Source organism: Micrococcus sp. HMSC067E09 (assembly GCF_001812555.1).
GTDB classification, from domain to species: domain Bacteria; phylum Actinomycetota; class Actinomycetes; order Actinomycetales; family Micrococcaceae; genus Micrococcus; species Micrococcus lylae.
In genome coordinates this window covers 189,359-204,673 of sequence record NZ_KV809438.1, presented here as the reverse complement: position 1 = coordinate 204,673, position 15,315 = coordinate 189,359, and the positions used below count along the sequence as shown (strand labels likewise).

Here is a 15,315-nt window from a genome sequence, read left to right as displayed (position 1 = left end):
ACGAGCTGGTCAGCGGTCAGCTCGGCGTTCACGTCGAAGCTCTCAGTCACGGCTGTGCTCACTCTCCGTCCAGGATCGTGGGGACCTTGAACTGGCCGTCCTCGGAGTCCGGCGCCTGGTCGAGGGCCTGCTCCTGGGTCAGCATGTCCCGCGGCTCGTCCTCGCGGAAGACGTTGGTCAGCGGGATCGGGTGGGAGGTCGGCACAACGTCCTCGCCGGCCACCTCCTGCACCTGGGAGATGGAGTCCAGGATGAGGCCGAGCTCGCCGGACAGGGTGTCCAGCTCCTGCTCGCTCATCCGGATGTGGGCCAGGCGGGCCAGATGGGCCACCTGGTCTCGAGTGATCTCAGCCATGGATCTCCTCGGTCGTCGGTCGGCGGTCTCCGCCCGGCTGCGGGCACGGCGGGGCCGACCGGCAGGCGAGGCGGGGGTCTGCGTCGAGTCTAGTCGCTCACTCCACACCGGCCCCGCGTGGACTCACACGTCAGGAGGACTCCAGCTCCATCCGGTACACGGGGAACGGTCCCTTGTCCTCCTCCGGCGGGATCCCGGGGATGACCTCGGAGAGCATCCAGTCCCGGCTCGGCACGTGCTCGAATCCGTGGGCGGTGTAGAGCCGCTGTGCCCCACGCATGGAGAGCACCGTGGACAGCACCACGGCGCGCACGCCCTCAGTCTGCCTCGCCCGCTCGATCACGGCCTCCACCAGGGCTCGGGCCACACCGCGGCGGTGCAGGTCCGGGTGCACGGCGAGCATGCGGAACTCGAACTCGTCCTCGTAGGCGACCTCGGCCCAGGGGTGGCCGTGCGGGGCGAGCACCACGGAGCCGGCCACGCGGGGCCGGCCGTCCACGGGGACCTCGGCCACGAGCACCTCGGCCTCGGCGGCGCGGGTGGCCACGTCGCGGAGCTTGGGCAGGTAGGCGTCGTCCGGCTTCACGTGCCCGCCCTGGACGTATGCCTGCTCGGTCAGCTCCGCCACACAGGCGTAGTCCGCCTCGGTGATCGTACGCACGACGACGGCCGTCCGCCCTTCGTTGTCCGCACCCCCGGTGGACGTGGTCGGCGTGGCCTGCTGCTCGTCTGAGCTCATGCGCCCCTCCTCCGTGCGGCCGCCTGCAGCATCTGGCGCAGGCGTGCGATGTTCTTCTCACCGGTGACCACCACCGCCTGGCGGCGGCTGACGGCGGTGGGGACGGTCTCGTCCGGCCGGCCCTCGAGCACGCCCGTGCGGCGTTCGTGGGCCTCCCAGAGCTGGGCGCGGCCCTGCTCGTCGGTCCAGACGTTGACCCAGTAGGCGGTGTCCCGCTCCTGTGCGCTCAGGCTCCGGATGAGCTTGAGGCAGAACTGGCAACCGGGGCGCCAGTAGAGCACCACTCCCCCGTTCGCCACATGTTCCTCGACGCCGGAGGCCGGGCGGGAGGAGACCTTCATGGCCGGCCAGTACCAGACGCCGAAGGCGGCGATCAGCAGTCCGGGGATCACGAGCCAGATGTTGCCGTCGATCGCGCCCCAGCCCGCGAAGGCCAGGCCGAAGCAGACGAAGACCACTGGGTAGTACCAGGGCTGTCCGAACAGTCTCCTCATGCCATCGCCGTCCGCAGGGTCGTCTCCAGCCCGCCGAGGTCGCCGGCCAGCATCCAGTCCGGGTGGGCGTCGCCGTCGGGGTGGGCCGGGCGCACCACGGGCACGCCGGCCTCCTCGGCGATCAGGGCACCGGCCGCCCAGTCGTACTCCTGGGTGCCGTACTCCGCGTAGGCGTCCAGGGTGCCGTCCGCGACCATGCACAGGTCCAGGGCGGCCGAGCCGATGCGGCGGACGTCCCCGAACTCTGCGAACACCGCGGCGAGCGCCTGGACCTGGCGGGCGCGGCGTTCGGCGTCGTAGCCGAAGCCGGTGGCGATCAGCCGCCCCGAGCGGCCCGGCACGGGGCCGGTGAGCCGCACGGGAGCGTCACGGTCCTCGCGGGCGGAGGCGGCCGTCGTCGCGTCCACGGTGGAGTGCGCGCCGCCGCCGGCGTGCGCGTACCAGGTGCGGCCGAGCGCCGGGGCGACGACGGCCCCCGCCAGCCAGCGCCCCTCCCCGTGGCCGTCCGGTCCCCAGACCGCCACGGACGTGCAGAACTGGGGGATGCCGCGGATGAAGTTGGTGGTGCCGTCCAGCGGGTCGATGGACCAGCGGTACCCGGTGGGATCGTCCGGGACCGTGGCCCCGTACTCCTCACCGGTGATCTCGTCCTGCGGCCGGTAGCCCGAGATCACCGCGCGCACGGCATCCTCGGCGCGGCGGTCGAAGTCGGTGACCCAGTCCGAGCCGGAGGACTTCGTCTCCGCGCCCAGCGCGGCGGCGGTCAGCGGGGTCGCCGGGTGTGCGGCGGTCCAGCGCTCGTTGAGCACGGCGGCACCGGCACGGGCGGCGGCCCGGGCGACGGCGAGCAGTCCGGCGGGGGTGACGGCGGCGCTCACCTGTCCTCCTCCGCACCCTCGGACGCAGCGCCCTCCTTGGCGTCAGCGTCCTCGTCGGCGTCGGCGCCCTCCTCGGCGAAGGCCTCGGGTCCTTCGGCGAGCAGTCGCTTGAAGCCGTCCTCGTCCAGCACGGGGACGCCGAGGGCCTCGGCCTTGTCGAGCTTGGAGCCGGCGGAGGCGCCGGCCACCAGGAAGTGGGTCTTCTTGGACACGGAGCCGGAGGCCTTGCCGCCGCGGACCAGGATGGCCTCCTTGGCAGAGTCGCGGCTGAAGTCCTCCAGGGTGCCGGTGACCACCACGGTCACGCCCTCCAGGGTGCGCGGGGTGGACTCGTCCTGCTCGTCCTCCATGCGCACGCCGGCGGCGGCCCAGGCCTCCACGATCGCCACGTGCTCCGGCACGGCGAACCACTCCACCACCGCCTCGGCGATGATCGGTCCGACGCCGTCCGTCTCGGACAGGCGCTCGACGTCCTTCGCCTCCGCCACCTCGCGCAGCGCGTCCATGGAGCCGAAGGCCACGGCCAGGGAGCGGGCGGCGGTGGGGCCGACGTGCCGGATGGACAGCGCCACGAGCACCCGCCACAGCGGCTGGGACTTGGCCTTCTGAAGCTCCTCGAACAGGCGCAGGGTGTTGGCGGTCGGCGCGGACGGCTTCTTCGCGGAGCCCTGGGTGAAGAACGCCGGCTTGAGCTCCCACACGCCGGACGGCACGAACTTCCCGTCCACCTTGGTGCGCTTCTCCCGCCAGACCCGGACGTCGCCGAGCGAGCGCTGCAGGTCCGTCAGGCCGTCCTCGCCGCGCGGTCCGGTGATCTCCTCCGGGGTCCCGGTGGCGAGGTCGAAGACCTGGGCGGTGGAGGTGAGCACGCCGGCGCCCTCCGGGGTGACCACGCCCTCCTGACCTGCCGGGTCCGGGCCGGGACCGGTGGTGAGCCAGACGGCGGCCTCCTCGCCGAGTGCCTCCACGTCGAAGGCGCCGCGGGAGGCGAGGTGCTCCATGCGGCCGGCCAGCTGGGCCGGGCAGGTCAGGGAGTTCGGGCAGCGCAGGTCCACGTCGCCCTCCTTGGCCGGGGCCAGGGCGGTGCCGCAGGACGGGCACTCGGCGGGCATGACGAACTCGCGCAGCTCCTCTCCGGCGGCCTCGGCCTTCTCCCGCAGGGGAAGCACGGGCCCGACCACCTCGGGGATGACGTCGCCGGCCTTGCGCAGCACCACCGTGTCCCCGATGAGCACGCCCTTGGCCTTGACCACGTCCTGGTTGTGCAGGGTGGCCATGGAGACGGTGGACCCGGCGACCGTGGCCGGCTCCATCACCGCGTACGGGGTCACCCGCCCGGTGCGCCCCACGGAGACCTGGATGTCCAGCAGCTTCGTGTGGACCTCCTCCGGCGGGTACTTGTAGGCGGCGGCCCAGCGGGGCACGCGGGAGGTGTGGCCCAGGGCCCGCTGGTCCGCGAAGTCGTCCGCCTTCACCACGATGCCGTCGATCTCATGCACCAGCTCGTGGCGGCGCCGGCCGTACTCGGCGATGACCTCGAGGATGCCCTGCAGTGCCGTGTCCCCGAGACCGGTCACGGTACGGGTGTACGGGCTGGTGGGCAGACCCCAGCCGGCGAGCGCCTCATAGGTCTCGCCCTGGCTGGACAGGTCCAGCCCGGAGTGGGCGCCGATGCCGTGGACGAACATGCTCAGCGGGCGGGCGGCGGTGACCTTGGGGTCCTTCTGGCGCAGCGAGCCGGCGGCGGCGTTGCGCGGGTTGGCGAAGGGGGCCTTGCCGTCCTCGGCGCGGGAGTCGTTGAGAGCGCGGAAGTCCGCGGAGGACATGAAGACCTCGCCGCGGACCTCGAGGTCCTCCGGCCAGCCGTCGCCCTCCAGGCGCTGCGGGATGGAGCCGATGGTGCGGACGTTGTGGGTGACGTCCTCGCCGGTCACGCCGTCGCCACGGGTGGCTGCCCGGGTGAGCACGCCGTTCTGGTAGCGCAGGTTGACGGCGAGCCCGTCGATCTTGACCTCCACGAGCCAGCGCGGCTCGGCGCCGGGGCGGGCGGCCGCCACGGCCTCGGCGGTGCGGCGGAACCAGACCTCGAGCTCGCTCTCGGAGAAGAGGTCCTCGAGGGAGTACATGCGGGCGCCGTGGGTGACGGGGGCGAATGCCTCGGAGGCCTCGCCGCCGACCTCCTGGGTCGGCGAGTCGTTGGCCACGATCTCCGGGTGGAGGGTCTCGAGGTCCTCGAGGCGCCGGTAGAGCCGGTCGTACTCGGCGTCGGAGAGCTCGGGGGCGTCCTTCTGGTAGTAGGCGGTGCGGGCGGCGCGCACCTGCTCCACCAGCTCCTGGTACTCCTCGCGCAGGGAGGCCTGCGGGGTGTCCTCGGCGTCCAACAGATGCGCCTCGGCGGCGGTGTCGGCGGGCACGGCGGACTCGGCGTGGGGATCCTTCTGGGCAGTCACGGCCCCAGCCTAGTGAACGGGCGGGGCGGACACCGCCGGCGGCGCCCTGCTCAGCCGGCGGTCGGCTCCGCCTCTGCGGCGGCCTCAGCGTCCTCGGGGATCTGCACGAGCACCACGGTGACGTTGTCCCGTCCGCCGCGCCAGAGGGCGGCCTGGACGAGGGCGTCCACGGCGGACTGTGGGTCCGTGTTGTCCTCGAGCAGGGCGAGGACCTCCTCGTCCAGCAGCTCGCCGGTCAGGCCGTCCGAGCAGAGCAGGAAGCGGTCTCCGGGCACGGCGTGGACCTCGCCCACGTCCACGACGAGCTGCTCGGTGGTGCCGAGGGCTCGGGTGATGACGTTGCGGCGCGGGTGCACGCGGGCTTCATCCGGTGTGAGCTCGCCGGCGTCCACGAGCATCTGCACGGCGGAGTGGTCCACCGTGAGCTGCTGCAGCACCGCGGAGCCCGCCGGGCGGCGGTAGACGCGGGAGTCGCCGACGTTGGCCACGGCCCAGCGCCCCTCCGCGGGGTCGAGAGCGGCCAGCAGGGTGAGGGTGGTGCCGGAGCCGTCCGGGCCCTGCTCGAGCACCGCCTGGTGGGCGGCGTGCACGAGCTCGCCGAGGCCCTCGAGGGAGGGGCCGCCCTCGGCCTCGACCAGGCGTGCGAGGCCGTCGTCGAGGGCACGCACGGCGGCGGCGGAGGCCACCTCGCCGGCGGCATGGCCGCCCATGCCGTCCGCGACGGCGGCCAGGAACACGGGATCGGTGAGCACGGTGTAGGAGTCTTCGTTGAGCTCGCGGACGGCGCCGACGTCCGTGCGGGCGGCCACCAGCGGATGCTGCGGAGACGTCTGGTCAGTGGAGTCGGTCATGCATCCTCATCGGTCGAAGTCGAGGCCGTCGGCGGACGCGGCCAGCAGCATGGAGGGGCGGATCTCCCCGAAGCCGCGCACGATCTGCGGCGGCTGCGGGACCAGGACGAAGCGGTCGTCCCGGGCCAGGGCGGCGGCGGTGAGGGAGTCCACCAGGACGGTGCCCGGATCGGCCAGCACCGTCAGCCGTGCGGCCAGGTTGACGGTGGGGCCGTAGATGTCTCCGAGGCGGGAGAGCACGCGCCCCCAGGTGAGGGCCACGCGGGCCGCAGGCAGCACCGGGTCCTCGGACATGGCGCGGGCCAGGTGCAGGGCGATCCTTGCGCCGACCTCGGGGGTCTCTGCGTTGAAGAGGACCTCGTCTCCGATGGTCTTGACCAGCCAGCCGCCCTCGGCCGTGATGATGTCCGCGGCCCGGGCCTCGAAGCGCTGGACCATGCGGGCCAGGGTGCGCTCGTCCATGGTCCGGGACATGGAGGTGTAGGAGACCATGTCCGCGAAGCCGACGGCGCGGGCCAGCGGGAGCGGGGCGTCGTCCTCGGAGCCGTCACGGCCCCGCTCGGAGGCGGCCAGCCCGGCTTCCACGTTGACCGTGAGGCGCTGGACGGCGTTGTTCAGCTGGCGCCGGTAGACGGTCTGCATGACCTTCTCCAGCGGGGTGATGAGCTCCGGGAGCATGTCCACCACCTCGCGGCGGGCCTCCGGGTCGGACATCCCGGAGGCCACGCGGTCCTCCACGAGGGCCTCGATCTGCCACACCACCATGCGGTCCGTCATCTGGCCGATCGAGCGGGCCAGGGAGCCTGCGGTGGCCTCGGTGAGCACGCCGCGGCGGACGAGGGACAGGATGACCTCGAAGGACTCGAGGTCCGCGGCGGTGAAGACCTTCTCGCCCTCGGGCACGTGGGAGAAGCCGAGGGACTGCCAGATGGGGCGGGCGGACTCGGCGGGTATGCCGAGCCGCTCGGCGGCCTCCTCGCGGGTGTACCTGCGCGGGCCCACCACGAGCCCGGCGTCCAGGGTCCGCATGGCGGTGGTCCAGCCGGGGTTCTGCGGGAGCGCGTCGCGGTCGCGCGGCATGTGGTCGGTCACCGGCCCCACCTTCCGGTGTGCGTTCCGGCGGCGTGGCGCGGGACGGCGGCCCAGGCGCGCTCGCTCCGGCGGCGGGCAGAGACGGTCTCGTCCGCCATGGCGGCCTCGAAGCGCTCGATCTCCGGGACGTTCGTCAGGCGCCAGTAGACCTGCTGGAAGGCATCCTGGAAGGTGACGTGCAGGTCCCCGGCGCCGGAGCCGCGGCGGCGCTGCTCCACGGCGGCGATGCTCAGCAGCGGCATGGACCGCTCCCCGCCTCCGAGGGGGCCGGACTGCACCAGGCGGTCCGAGGTGAGCACCACGGTGCGAGTGGCCCACCGCCACAGCGGGCGGACAGTCCCCAGCAGCACCACGAGGGCGGCGATCACCATGGCGGCCGCACGCAGCGGCGTCACGTACTGCGCCAACGGCGCGGCAAGGTCCGGCCGTTCCAGCCAGCCCACCACGAAGGCCAGGGCGGCGGCGGTGAGGACCAGGACGGCGCCGGCGCCGAGCAGCTGGCGCGGGTGGGCGCGCGTGCGGATCACGACGTGCTCGTTCTCCTCGAGTCGCATCGCCCCTCCTTCATGTCTGCGCGGGCGGGCACGCCGCCAGGCGGCGGTCAGTGCGCACGGCGGACGTCTCCGCGCAGGTGGACCACGTCCCCTGCGCTGATCTCACGCACCGCCATCTTCTCATGGCCCCCCGTGGCGAATGCCACACGCAGGGTCCCGCCGGGGCCGAGTCCGACGGCCTCCCCTTCGAGCACCTCTCCACCGGGCAGCTCGGCCCGCACCTGCCGTCCCAGCGTGGACAGATGGTCCACGACGCCGGCCACGCACCCGTGCGTGCCGTCCACCACCCCGCCGTCGGCGGGCAGGGCGGCGGCCCAGCCGCGGACCCGGTCCAGGACCGCCGCGTGGATGCGGGCCGCCAGGTCCCGGGGGGCGGGAAGTTCCTCGGCAGGCATCCAGTCCGAGAGTGCGGTGGCGGTCTCCACGGGCACGCCGGCGCGGTGGTCCACGTTCACTCCCATGCCGACGGCCACGCCCCCGCCGGGTGTGACCGCGGCGAGCACGCCGCACAGCTTGCGGCCGTCCGCCACCAGCACGTCGTTGGGCCACTTCAGGTGGGCCGGGACACCGAGATCCCGGACGACGTCCACCACCGCAGAGGCCACCACGAGGGAGAGCCAGGAGTAGTGCTGCACGCCGACCGGCGGCCGCCAGGCCGCCGGGGTCAGGTGGACGGTCAGGGCGAGGGCCGTGCCGGGCGGAGTCGTCCACGTACGCCCCTGACGCCCACGGCCGGCGCGCTGGTCCGTGGAGGCGAGGGCGCCGCCGTCGGGAAGCCCGGGGCCGCCGGGGGCGAGCCTGCGCAGCAGCTCGTCCTGCGTGGAGTCCACGGTCTCGAGCCAGATCATCTCGGTCATGACTCCTACCTATACCGCAGTGCCCTGCACGGCTCCTGCAGAGCCCGGCCGGTGTTTTGGAGGTTTCCTCCAAGCCTGCGACGACGCGGCGCATGCCTAGACTGGCGAATTGCGGCAGTTCCGGCCAGCCTTCTGGACCAGGAGGGATTGTCCGAACCCTGCAACCCGCCGCAGGACGCACGAGAACGCACCGTCGCAAGGAGAGCATCCGTGACCTCACCGGACCTGACCACCACGGCCGGCCGCCTCGAGGACCTGCATCAGCGCCTCGAGAAGACGCAGGCCCCCAGCGGGGAGGCCGCCGTCGAGCGCCAGCACTCCCGCGGCAAGGGCACCGCCCGCGAGCGCATCGAGATGCTCCTGGACGAGGGCTCGTTCGTGGAGCTCGACGCCCTGGCCGTGCACCGCACCACCGCGTTCGGCATGGACGCCAAGCATCCGGCCGGCGACGGCGTGGTGGCCGGCTTCGGCACCGTGGACGGCCGCCAGGTGGCCGTGTACTCGCAGGACTTCACCGTGTTCGGCGGCTCGCTGTCCGAGCGCAACGGCCAGAAGATCGTGAAGGTCCAGCAGTTCGCCGCCCGCAACGGCTGCCCCGTGGTCGGCATCCTGGACGGCGGCGGCGCCCGCATCCAGGAGGGCGTGGCGTCCCTGGCCCAGTTCGCGGACATCTTCCGCGCCAACGTGCTCGCCTCCGGCGTGGTCCCGCAGATCTCCCTGATCATGGGCCCCTCCGCCGGCGGCGCCGCCTACTCCCCCGCCCTGACGGACGTGGTGGTCATGGTGGACAAGACCTCCCACATGTTCATCACCGGCCCGGACGTCATCAAGACCGTCACCGGCGAGGACGTGGACATGGAGACCCTCGGCGGCGCGCACTCGCACTCCACCACCTCCGGCACCGCCCACTACATGGCGGAGTCCGAGGAGGACGCCATCTCCTACGTGCAGGAGCTGCTCGAGTTCCTGCCGTCGAACAACCTCGCCGAGGCCCCCGTCTTCCCGGCCCCGGCGGACCTGGAGGTCACCGAGGAGGACGAGGAGCTGGACACCCTCGTCCCGGACTCGGCCAACCAGCCGTACGACATGCTGGACGTGATCGGCTCCGTGGTGGACGACGGCCACATCCTGCAGCTGCAGGAGCTGTACGCGCCGAACGTGATCACCGGTCTGGCGCGCATGGACGGCATGTCCGTGGGCGTGGTGGCCAACCAGCCGATGCAATTCGCCGGCACCCTGGACATCGCCGCCTCGGAGAAGGCCGCCCGTTTCGTCCGGTTCTGCGACGCCTTCAACATCCCCATCCTCACCTTCGTGGACGTCCCCGGCTTCCTGCCCGGCACGGACCAGGAGTTCAACGGCATCATCCGCCGCGGCGCGAAGCTGATCTTCGCCTACGCTGAGGCCACCGTGCCGAAGCTGACCGTGATCACCCGCAAGGCCTTCGGCGGCGCGTACATCGTGATGGGCTCCAAGAAGCTCGGTGCGGACCTGAACCTGGCGTGGCCGTCCGCGCAGATCGGCGTGATGGGCCCGCAGGGCGCCGTCAACATCCTCTACCGCAGGGACCTGGCCGCCGCGGCGGAGGCCGGCGAGGACGTGGAGGCCACGCGCGCCCAGCTGGTGCAGGACTACGAGGCCGAGCTGCTCAATCCGTACCAGGCCGCCGAGCTCGGCTACGTGGACGCCGTCATCCCGCCGTCCCACACCCGCGTGAACCTGCTCAAGGCGCTGCGGGCCACCCTGCACAAGCGCGAAGCCCGGCCCGCCAAGAAGCACGGGAACATGCCGCTGTGAGCACCGAGCAGAACCCGGAGCGCTTCGACGCGGACACCACCGCCGCCGAGGAGACGCAGGAGGCCGTGCAGATCTCCGGCGCCCACCTGGAGCCGGAGGAGATGGCCGCGCTGACCGCCCTCATCCACCAGCTGCAGGCCGGCGCTCCCCCGGTGGAGAGCGAGCGCGGGGGCCGCGAGCAGCACCGCCCCTCCGGCCCGCGCGGCGTGGACCGCACCCTGGACCGCCGCCAGCGGCTCGGGCTGTGGGCCCGGCCCGGTTCCGGCCAGTGGCGGCGGGGCGAGGGGCCGCAGTGACCGGAAACCAGCATCGTCCGCTGACTCCGGACACCTGCATCCGCGCCGTCCGAGTCCCGTGGGTAGAGGTGTCCCCCGATGAGGTCTATGTAGCCCCTGATCCCTCATCCGCATATCGGTTGCACGAGCCCAGCCTCAGCGTTTGGCGGGAGGCGCTCGGCACGACGACGGCCCGTGAGATCCGCGAGCGTCTGGCCGCGGCAGGATCATTTGCCGATGCGCCGTCCACCCGGCAAGTCCTCGCCCAGGTCTGCGCTTTGAGACGACTAGGTTTGATCGAGTGAATCTCCAGTGAGACGACGTCAACGGCACTGACCTGCTCAGCGTCACCTACACTAAGGACGAACGAATTCTCGATGCACGTAGAGGGCATGCCATGTTCCTGGCCATGCCCAGCCCACAGTTCGACCATTTCGTCTCCGCTTCGAAGGACCCCCTGTGACCACAGAATCGCCCATGGCACCAGCGCCCCCCGTCATGAGCCTCTCCAAGGCCATGTCAATGCTCCAGAGGCACTGGATGATCCTCGTTGCTGCGCCGCTCATCGGCGTCCTGCTGGCCGGACTCTGGGTCCTGACGCAGAACCCTCGGTACGCCTCTACAGCTAACGCGCTGGTGGTGGTGGGCAACAGTGAGAGCCTCGGTGTCGCCCTCACAGCGGACAACCTGGCCAAATCAAAGGCCCAGCAATACGCGCTGCTGGGAGAGTCCCGCGCCGTTTCGGACAAGGCGGTGGAGGAACTCCCTTTCGACCTGAGTTCCGGTGAGGCGCTGAGGAATGTCGAGGTGGCCTCCACGAGCGGCAGCGCCCAAATCGTCGTCCGTGCAGAGGATTCCTCACCGGAACGTGCCCAGCAGCTGGCCTCCGCATGGCTAGGGGCACTTGAGGCACAGGCGACCGAGGTAGAGGCCGGGGGCATCGCAGGCCAGTCCATCATCTCGCTCGAAACGCTCTCCGACGCCTCCCTCCCTTCCGCCCCCTCCAGTCCCAATTTGCCACTCGCCCTCTCCATCGGCGGCGCCTTGGGGTTGCTCGCGGGACTCGGCGTCGCCGTCGTCCGGCATGTGCTGGACAACAAGATCCGATCTGCGGCTGCTCTGGAGAGCCGGTTCGGCCTGACCATCCTCGGCACGGTTCCGGAGTCCACCCGTTCCGCGAGAAACCGACGCCGCCGCGATGGCGGCGACGTCATTAACCTGGCTGGCCGTGTCGACGGTGAGACGTCGCCGAAACAGCATCAAGATAGCTTCCGGCTCACCGAGTCGTTCAAAGAGCTGCGAACCAACCTGCAGTTTCTCCGTCCGGACGAAGCCGTGAGCATCGTCACGGTCACCTCGGCGCACCCGGGTGAAGGGAAGTCCACGGTGGCGGCCAACCTGGCCGTCCCCGTCGCCGAGTCCGGCCAGCGGGTTGTCCTCGTGGACGGCGACCTCCGTCGCCCCGTCGTCGCAGAGAACTTCGGCTTGATCTCTACCGTGGGTCTCACAGACGTAGTCCTGGGACGCGTCGAACTGGCTGACGCGCTCCAGACGGTGGGGAATCGACCGTCGCTTCAAGTGCTCGCGTCGGGCCCCATTCCGCCGAACCCATCTGAGATCCTCGCATCCGACCGTTTCAACGACCTCATCAACGCCCTCGCCGAGGACGCCCTAGTCATCATCGATGCACCGCCTCTCCTCCCTGTCACGGACGCGGCCATCCTTGCCCGCCGATTCGACGGATGCCTCCTGGTCGTCAGCGCCGGTCGCACCACGTACGACGAGTTCAGCAAGGCCGTCTCAAGCATCCGCAAAATCGATGGAGAGGTTCTCGGCGCGGTGCTCAACCGCGTCCCAGCGTCGGGCACCGCCGCGAGCGCCTACCAGTACTACGGGGCCACCTACTACACTGCAAGTCAGCAGCAGGACGTTGCAGGCCGGTCCTGACACCATGAACACGCCCTCAATTTCCTCCGAACACACCGTCGAGGTTCGACTGCCGCTTGATGTCGCGGTGGAGTTGGCGCATGGTGTGGTGGCCCAGACGCTCGTCGACGTCGGGGGAAGGGGACTCTTCTTCAAGGGCCCCATCGCCCATGGCATGAATCTGCGGGTGCGCAATCGGTCGTCCGATGTTGATGTTCTCATCGAGCCGGGGGGAGAAGACGCCGTCGTCCAGGCCCTGGCCGCACACGGCTGGAGAGACCGACCCTCCGGAGGTGATCTGGGCGTTGGTCTTGTCCACGCGCGGACTCTGCTGCACGACGGCTGGCCCGTGGACATAGATCTCCACCGCCGGGTCCCGGGCATCGAAGCGGACCCCGAGGAGGCGTTCGAGCGCCTGTGGGAGGAACGCGACGCACTCGAGATAGCCCATGTCCCCGTCCCAGTCCCGTCACGAATCGCCCATGCGATGCTCCTGATGCTCAATGGGCTCAGGACACCCTGGGAGAAGCGCGCCCAAAGGGAGCTGACGCATCTGGCATCCGTGCTCGACGTCGACGACTGGCATGCACTGAACGACCTCGCCCAGACCCTGGATGCGGCACGCGCGCTCTCCTCCTTCTTCGCCGAGCAAGCTCCCGAGAGCATCACCCCGGATCTCGGACCGGCCTCCCACGAGTGGCTGCTCTATCAACATCTGGAGCATCCCACGGTCCTCTGGCTGGACGCCATCCGACGGGCACCACTGAGACACTGGCCCCGTCTCCTGTGGCACGCGGCTTTCCCTTCCGCTGAGCTTCTTGTGAAACGCGATCTCTCCCTGGAGAACGCCTCGCGTGTGCATCGTATGAAGGCGCGAACGGCCCGTTGGAAGAAGTTCCTCAGGAACCTACCCCAGATCATGAGGGCCGCGTCGCACCTGCGCCAAGAGAGTAAGCGCACGGCCGGGTGATCCCGCTGCGTCAATGTGGCGTGCCTCTGACGCCTCTCAGCGGTGGAATCTCCTCCACGCATCCCATGAGGAGGCCGCCATCTCCTCCAACGAGTGAGACATGGCCCAGCCGAGGTCACGTCGCGCGGCGGCACCGTCTGCGACGATGCGGGAGGGATCGCCGGGTCGCCGAGGACAGACCTCGGCATCGAAGGGGATCCCCGTCACCTTCTTCATCACAGACATGATCTCCGCCACGGACGTCCCCGTACCTGAACCGATGTTGTAGATAGGGTCGAGCTCGATTCCGGCCTCCAGACAGTCTGCGGCCGCGACGTGCACGTCGGCGAGATCCTGGACGTGGACGTAGTCACGAACGCACGTCCCGTCGGAGGTGGGGTAGTCCGTGCCGAAGATCTTCGGGGAGCGTCCCTGGTCCAAAGCCGAGAAGATGCGAGGGAAGAGGTTGTGGGGGCTGGTGTCGGCCACCTCGCGACGGCCAGCACCGACGACATTGAAGTAGCGCAGCGAGGTGTGCCGCAGCCCTGTGGCACGCCCCTGATCGGCGATCAACCACTCCCCGATCAGCTTCGACTCTCCGTACGGGGATTCCGGTCGCACCGGGGTGCGCTCGGTGACGACCTCTTCGCTCGGTGTACCGTACGTCGCCGCAGAAGATGAGAAGACGAGCATGCGGACCTCAGCGTCAGTCATGGCCTGCAGCAGACCCATCGTTCCGTGGACGTTGTCCTGATAGGCCCGCAGGGGCTCCTTCACCGACAGACCCGCGTACTTAAAGCCGGCCAAGTGGATGACACCCGTTACGTCATGATGGCGCATGACCTCCGTCAACTGTCGTGCGTCCCGCACGTCGCACGCAACCCACACCGCGCCCTCCGGAACGAACGCGCGGTGCCCCGTGGAGAGGTTGTCGACGGCGACGACCTCCCGCCCCCTGCCATGCAGGGTGTGCGCAACGTGTGATCCGATGTATCCGGCCGCTCCGGTCACCATCCAGCTCATCTCAGTGCTCCTTACCCAAGGCTGCCGACCCCACGGCACGACTGTACAGGTCCAAAAGTGCGTTCTTCTGAGAGGCCGGGTTCATGTGCTGCAGAAGGGCATCCGATTGTCTGCCGATCGCATTGAGGGGCGACCTGTCTTCAGTCAGAGTGGTCAACAGCGCCGCCGCCTCCTTCGGCGAGGAGACCTTGCGAATGTCGTATCCGCGGAAGCACGAGATGTCTCGGACCACCACGGGCACATTCCTGGCAGCAGCATCGAGCACCGACAGGGGAAACCCCTCGTATGCAGCGGAATGCAGGTACAGATCCGCCTCGTCGAGCTGCCGTGCGACGCCCTCACGATCGGTCCAGCCGGTCACAGTGACCCCGGAGTCGCGCAGCGTGGCTTCGTCCTGCGGGTCTCCGCCCCCGATCCACACTAGCTCGACTCCCGGGTTCCGCCCCTCGTTGAGACCCAGGTTGCGAGCGGTCTCAGCGAAGAACGCTGGGTCCTTCTGGGGTGCGATGCGGCCGATCATGGCCACTCTCAGGGCCCTGCCGACGTGCCGCCGCACGACGCTGGCGCCGAGAGGCTCCACGTTCGACACATTGGGTACCTCCACTGTGCGGCGCCCCTGGCCGATGCTGCGAGCGAGAGCCCTCTCATGCGGCGTCAAGGCCACCGTCAAGGTGCTGCGGACCCCGAGTAGGACCTCTGCGGCCCAATAGGCACCCCTAACGGCCCAGGGCCGCCCTGGATCGTCGAAGGCGAAGCAATGGGGCTGATAGACGATCGGGACGGCGACGGGCGCCAGACGCGCGTATCCCCCGGCGAAGCTCGAATGGGCGTGGATGACGTCCGGCCGGATCTTCTTCACTGCCCGAGCCACCTCACGGATACGTCCCAGGGTCCCGGACGGCAGGGGCATGAAACTGGCGAAAGCCGACTTTTCCACGTCCACTTCGGGCACCGCTAGTAGGTGATGCTCGTGGACTTCGGAGGTGCCCCGCGCATAACGCTCAATCGCATGGGGCACGCCGGCCACAGGGCACTGTGTCAGATGGAGTATGCGCACGACGAATTCCTCAGGTTT

General features: G+C 70.2%; 15 protein-coding genes. 4 read left to right on the top strand and 11 right to left on the bottom strand.

The window, feature by feature from the left end:
* Positions 1-58: 58 nt before the first annotated feature.
* The 9 genes from gatC to HMPREF2863_RS06300 form a co-directional block, all read right to left on the bottom strand.
* Positions 59-355, bottom strand: a complete 297-nt coding sequence (gatC, locus tag HMPREF2863_RS06340) for an Asp-tRNA(Asn)/Glu-tRNA(Gln) amidotransferase subunit GatC (protein WP_070638846.1) — start codon at positions 353-355, stop codon at positions 59-61.
* 130 nt (positions 356-485) lie between these two features.
* Positions 486-1,094 carry a GNAT family N-acetyltransferase gene (locus HMPREF2863_RS06335; RefSeq protein ID WP_083315267.1) on the bottom strand — a complete coding sequence of 203 codons (609 nt, stop codon included), beginning with the start codon at positions 1,092-1,094 and terminating at the stop codon, positions 486-488.
* Positions 1,091-1,588 (bottom strand): glutaredoxin family protein, encoded by a 498-nt coding sequence (locus tag HMPREF2863_RS06330; protein WP_070638844.1) that lies wholly within the window; start codon positions 1,586-1,588, stop codon positions 1,091-1,093. Before HMPREF2863_RS06330 ends, HMPREF2863_RS06335 begins: the two co-directional genes overlap by 4 nt.
* Positions 1,585-2,466 (bottom strand): inositol monophosphatase family protein, encoded by an 882-nt coding sequence (locus HMPREF2863_RS06325; protein WP_070638842.1) that lies wholly within the window; start codon positions 2,464-2,466, stop codon positions 1,585-1,587. Before HMPREF2863_RS06325 ends, HMPREF2863_RS06330 begins: the two co-directional genes overlap by 4 nt.
* Positions 2,463-4,880 carry an NAD-dependent DNA ligase LigA gene (gene ligA / locus HMPREF2863_RS06320; protein ID WP_180962234.1) on the bottom strand — a complete coding sequence of 806 codons (2,418 nt, stop codon included), beginning with the start codon at positions 4,878-4,880 and terminating at the stop codon, positions 2,463-2,465. The genes HMPREF2863_RS06325 and ligA overlap by 4 nt, the downstream gene beginning before the upstream one ends.
* An 86-nt stretch (positions 4,881-4,966) precedes the next feature.
* Positions 4,967-5,767, bottom strand: coding sequence for a PP2C family protein-serine/threonine phosphatase (locus tag HMPREF2863_RS06315; protein ID WP_070638837.1), 801 nt, complete (start codon positions 5,765-5,767; stop codon positions 4,967-4,969).
* A 6-nt stretch (positions 5,768-5,773) separates the two neighbouring features.
* Complete coding sequence (locus tag HMPREF2863_RS06310; protein ID WP_082739487.1) at positions 5,774-6,847, bottom strand: adenylate/guanylate cyclase domain-containing protein; 1,074 nt, start codon at positions 6,845-6,847, stop codon at positions 5,774-5,776.
* An 8-nt stretch (positions 6,848-6,855) separates the two neighbouring features.
* On the bottom strand, positions 6,856-7,413 hold the full coding sequence (locus tag HMPREF2863_RS06305) for a hypothetical protein (RefSeq protein WP_067188261.1): 558 nt from the start codon (positions 7,411-7,413) through the stop codon (positions 6,856-6,858).
* Positions 7,414-7,460: 47 nt separating this feature from the next.
* A complete protein-coding gene (locus HMPREF2863_RS06300) occupies positions 7,461-8,270 on the bottom strand; it encodes a biotin--[acetyl-CoA-carboxylase] ligase (RefSeq protein WP_070638835.1) in 810 nt (269 codons plus the stop codon).
* Positions 8,271-8,480: 210 nt separating this feature from the next.
* On the opposite strand from HMPREF2863_RS06300, the gene HMPREF2863_RS06295 reads away from it, so the two are divergent.
* The 4 genes from HMPREF2863_RS06295 (at position 8,481) to HMPREF2863_RS11510 (ending at position 13,238) form a co-directional block, all read left to right on the top strand.
* Entirely contained in the window at positions 8,481-10,067 is a 1,587-nt protein-coding gene (locus HMPREF2863_RS06295) for an acyl-CoA carboxylase subunit beta (protein ID WP_070638833.1), read from the top strand.
* Positions 10,064-10,363, top strand: a complete 300-nt coding sequence (locus HMPREF2863_RS06290) for an acyl-CoA carboxylase subunit epsilon (RefSeq protein WP_246828842.1) — start codon at positions 10,064-10,066, stop codon at positions 10,361-10,363. The genes HMPREF2863_RS06295 and HMPREF2863_RS06290 overlap by 4 nt, the downstream gene beginning before the upstream one ends.
* Positions 10,364-10,840: 477 nt before the next feature.
* The gene (locus tag HMPREF2863_RS06285) at positions 10,841-12,289 is read left to right on the top strand and encodes a polysaccharide biosynthesis tyrosine autokinase (protein WP_070638832.1); all 1,449 of its coding nucleotides are present in this window, start codon (positions 10,841-10,843) and stop codon (positions 12,287-12,289) included.
* Positions 12,290-12,293: 4 nt separating this feature from the next.
* A complete protein-coding gene (locus tag HMPREF2863_RS11510) occupies positions 12,294-13,238 on the top strand; it encodes a nucleotidyltransferase family protein (protein WP_167635487.1) in 945 nt (314 codons plus the stop codon).
* Between the two features lie 36 nt (positions 13,239-13,274).
* Here the strand turns inward: HMPREF2863_RS11510 and galE are convergent, their stop codons facing one another.
* Both galE and HMPREF2863_RS06265 read right to left on the bottom strand, forming a co-directional pair.
* Entirely contained in the window at positions 13,275-14,240 is a 966-nt protein-coding gene (gene galE, locus HMPREF2863_RS06270; protein ID WP_067188245.1) for a UDP-glucose 4-epimerase GalE, read from the bottom strand.
* Between the two features lies 1 nt (position 14,241).
* Positions 14,242-15,297: a glycosyltransferase gene (locus HMPREF2863_RS06265; RefSeq protein WP_067188243.1), complete on the bottom strand. Its 1,056-nt coding sequence runs from the start codon at positions 15,295-15,297 to the stop codon at positions 14,242-14,244.
* Positions 15,298-15,315 lie beyond the last annotated feature (18 nt).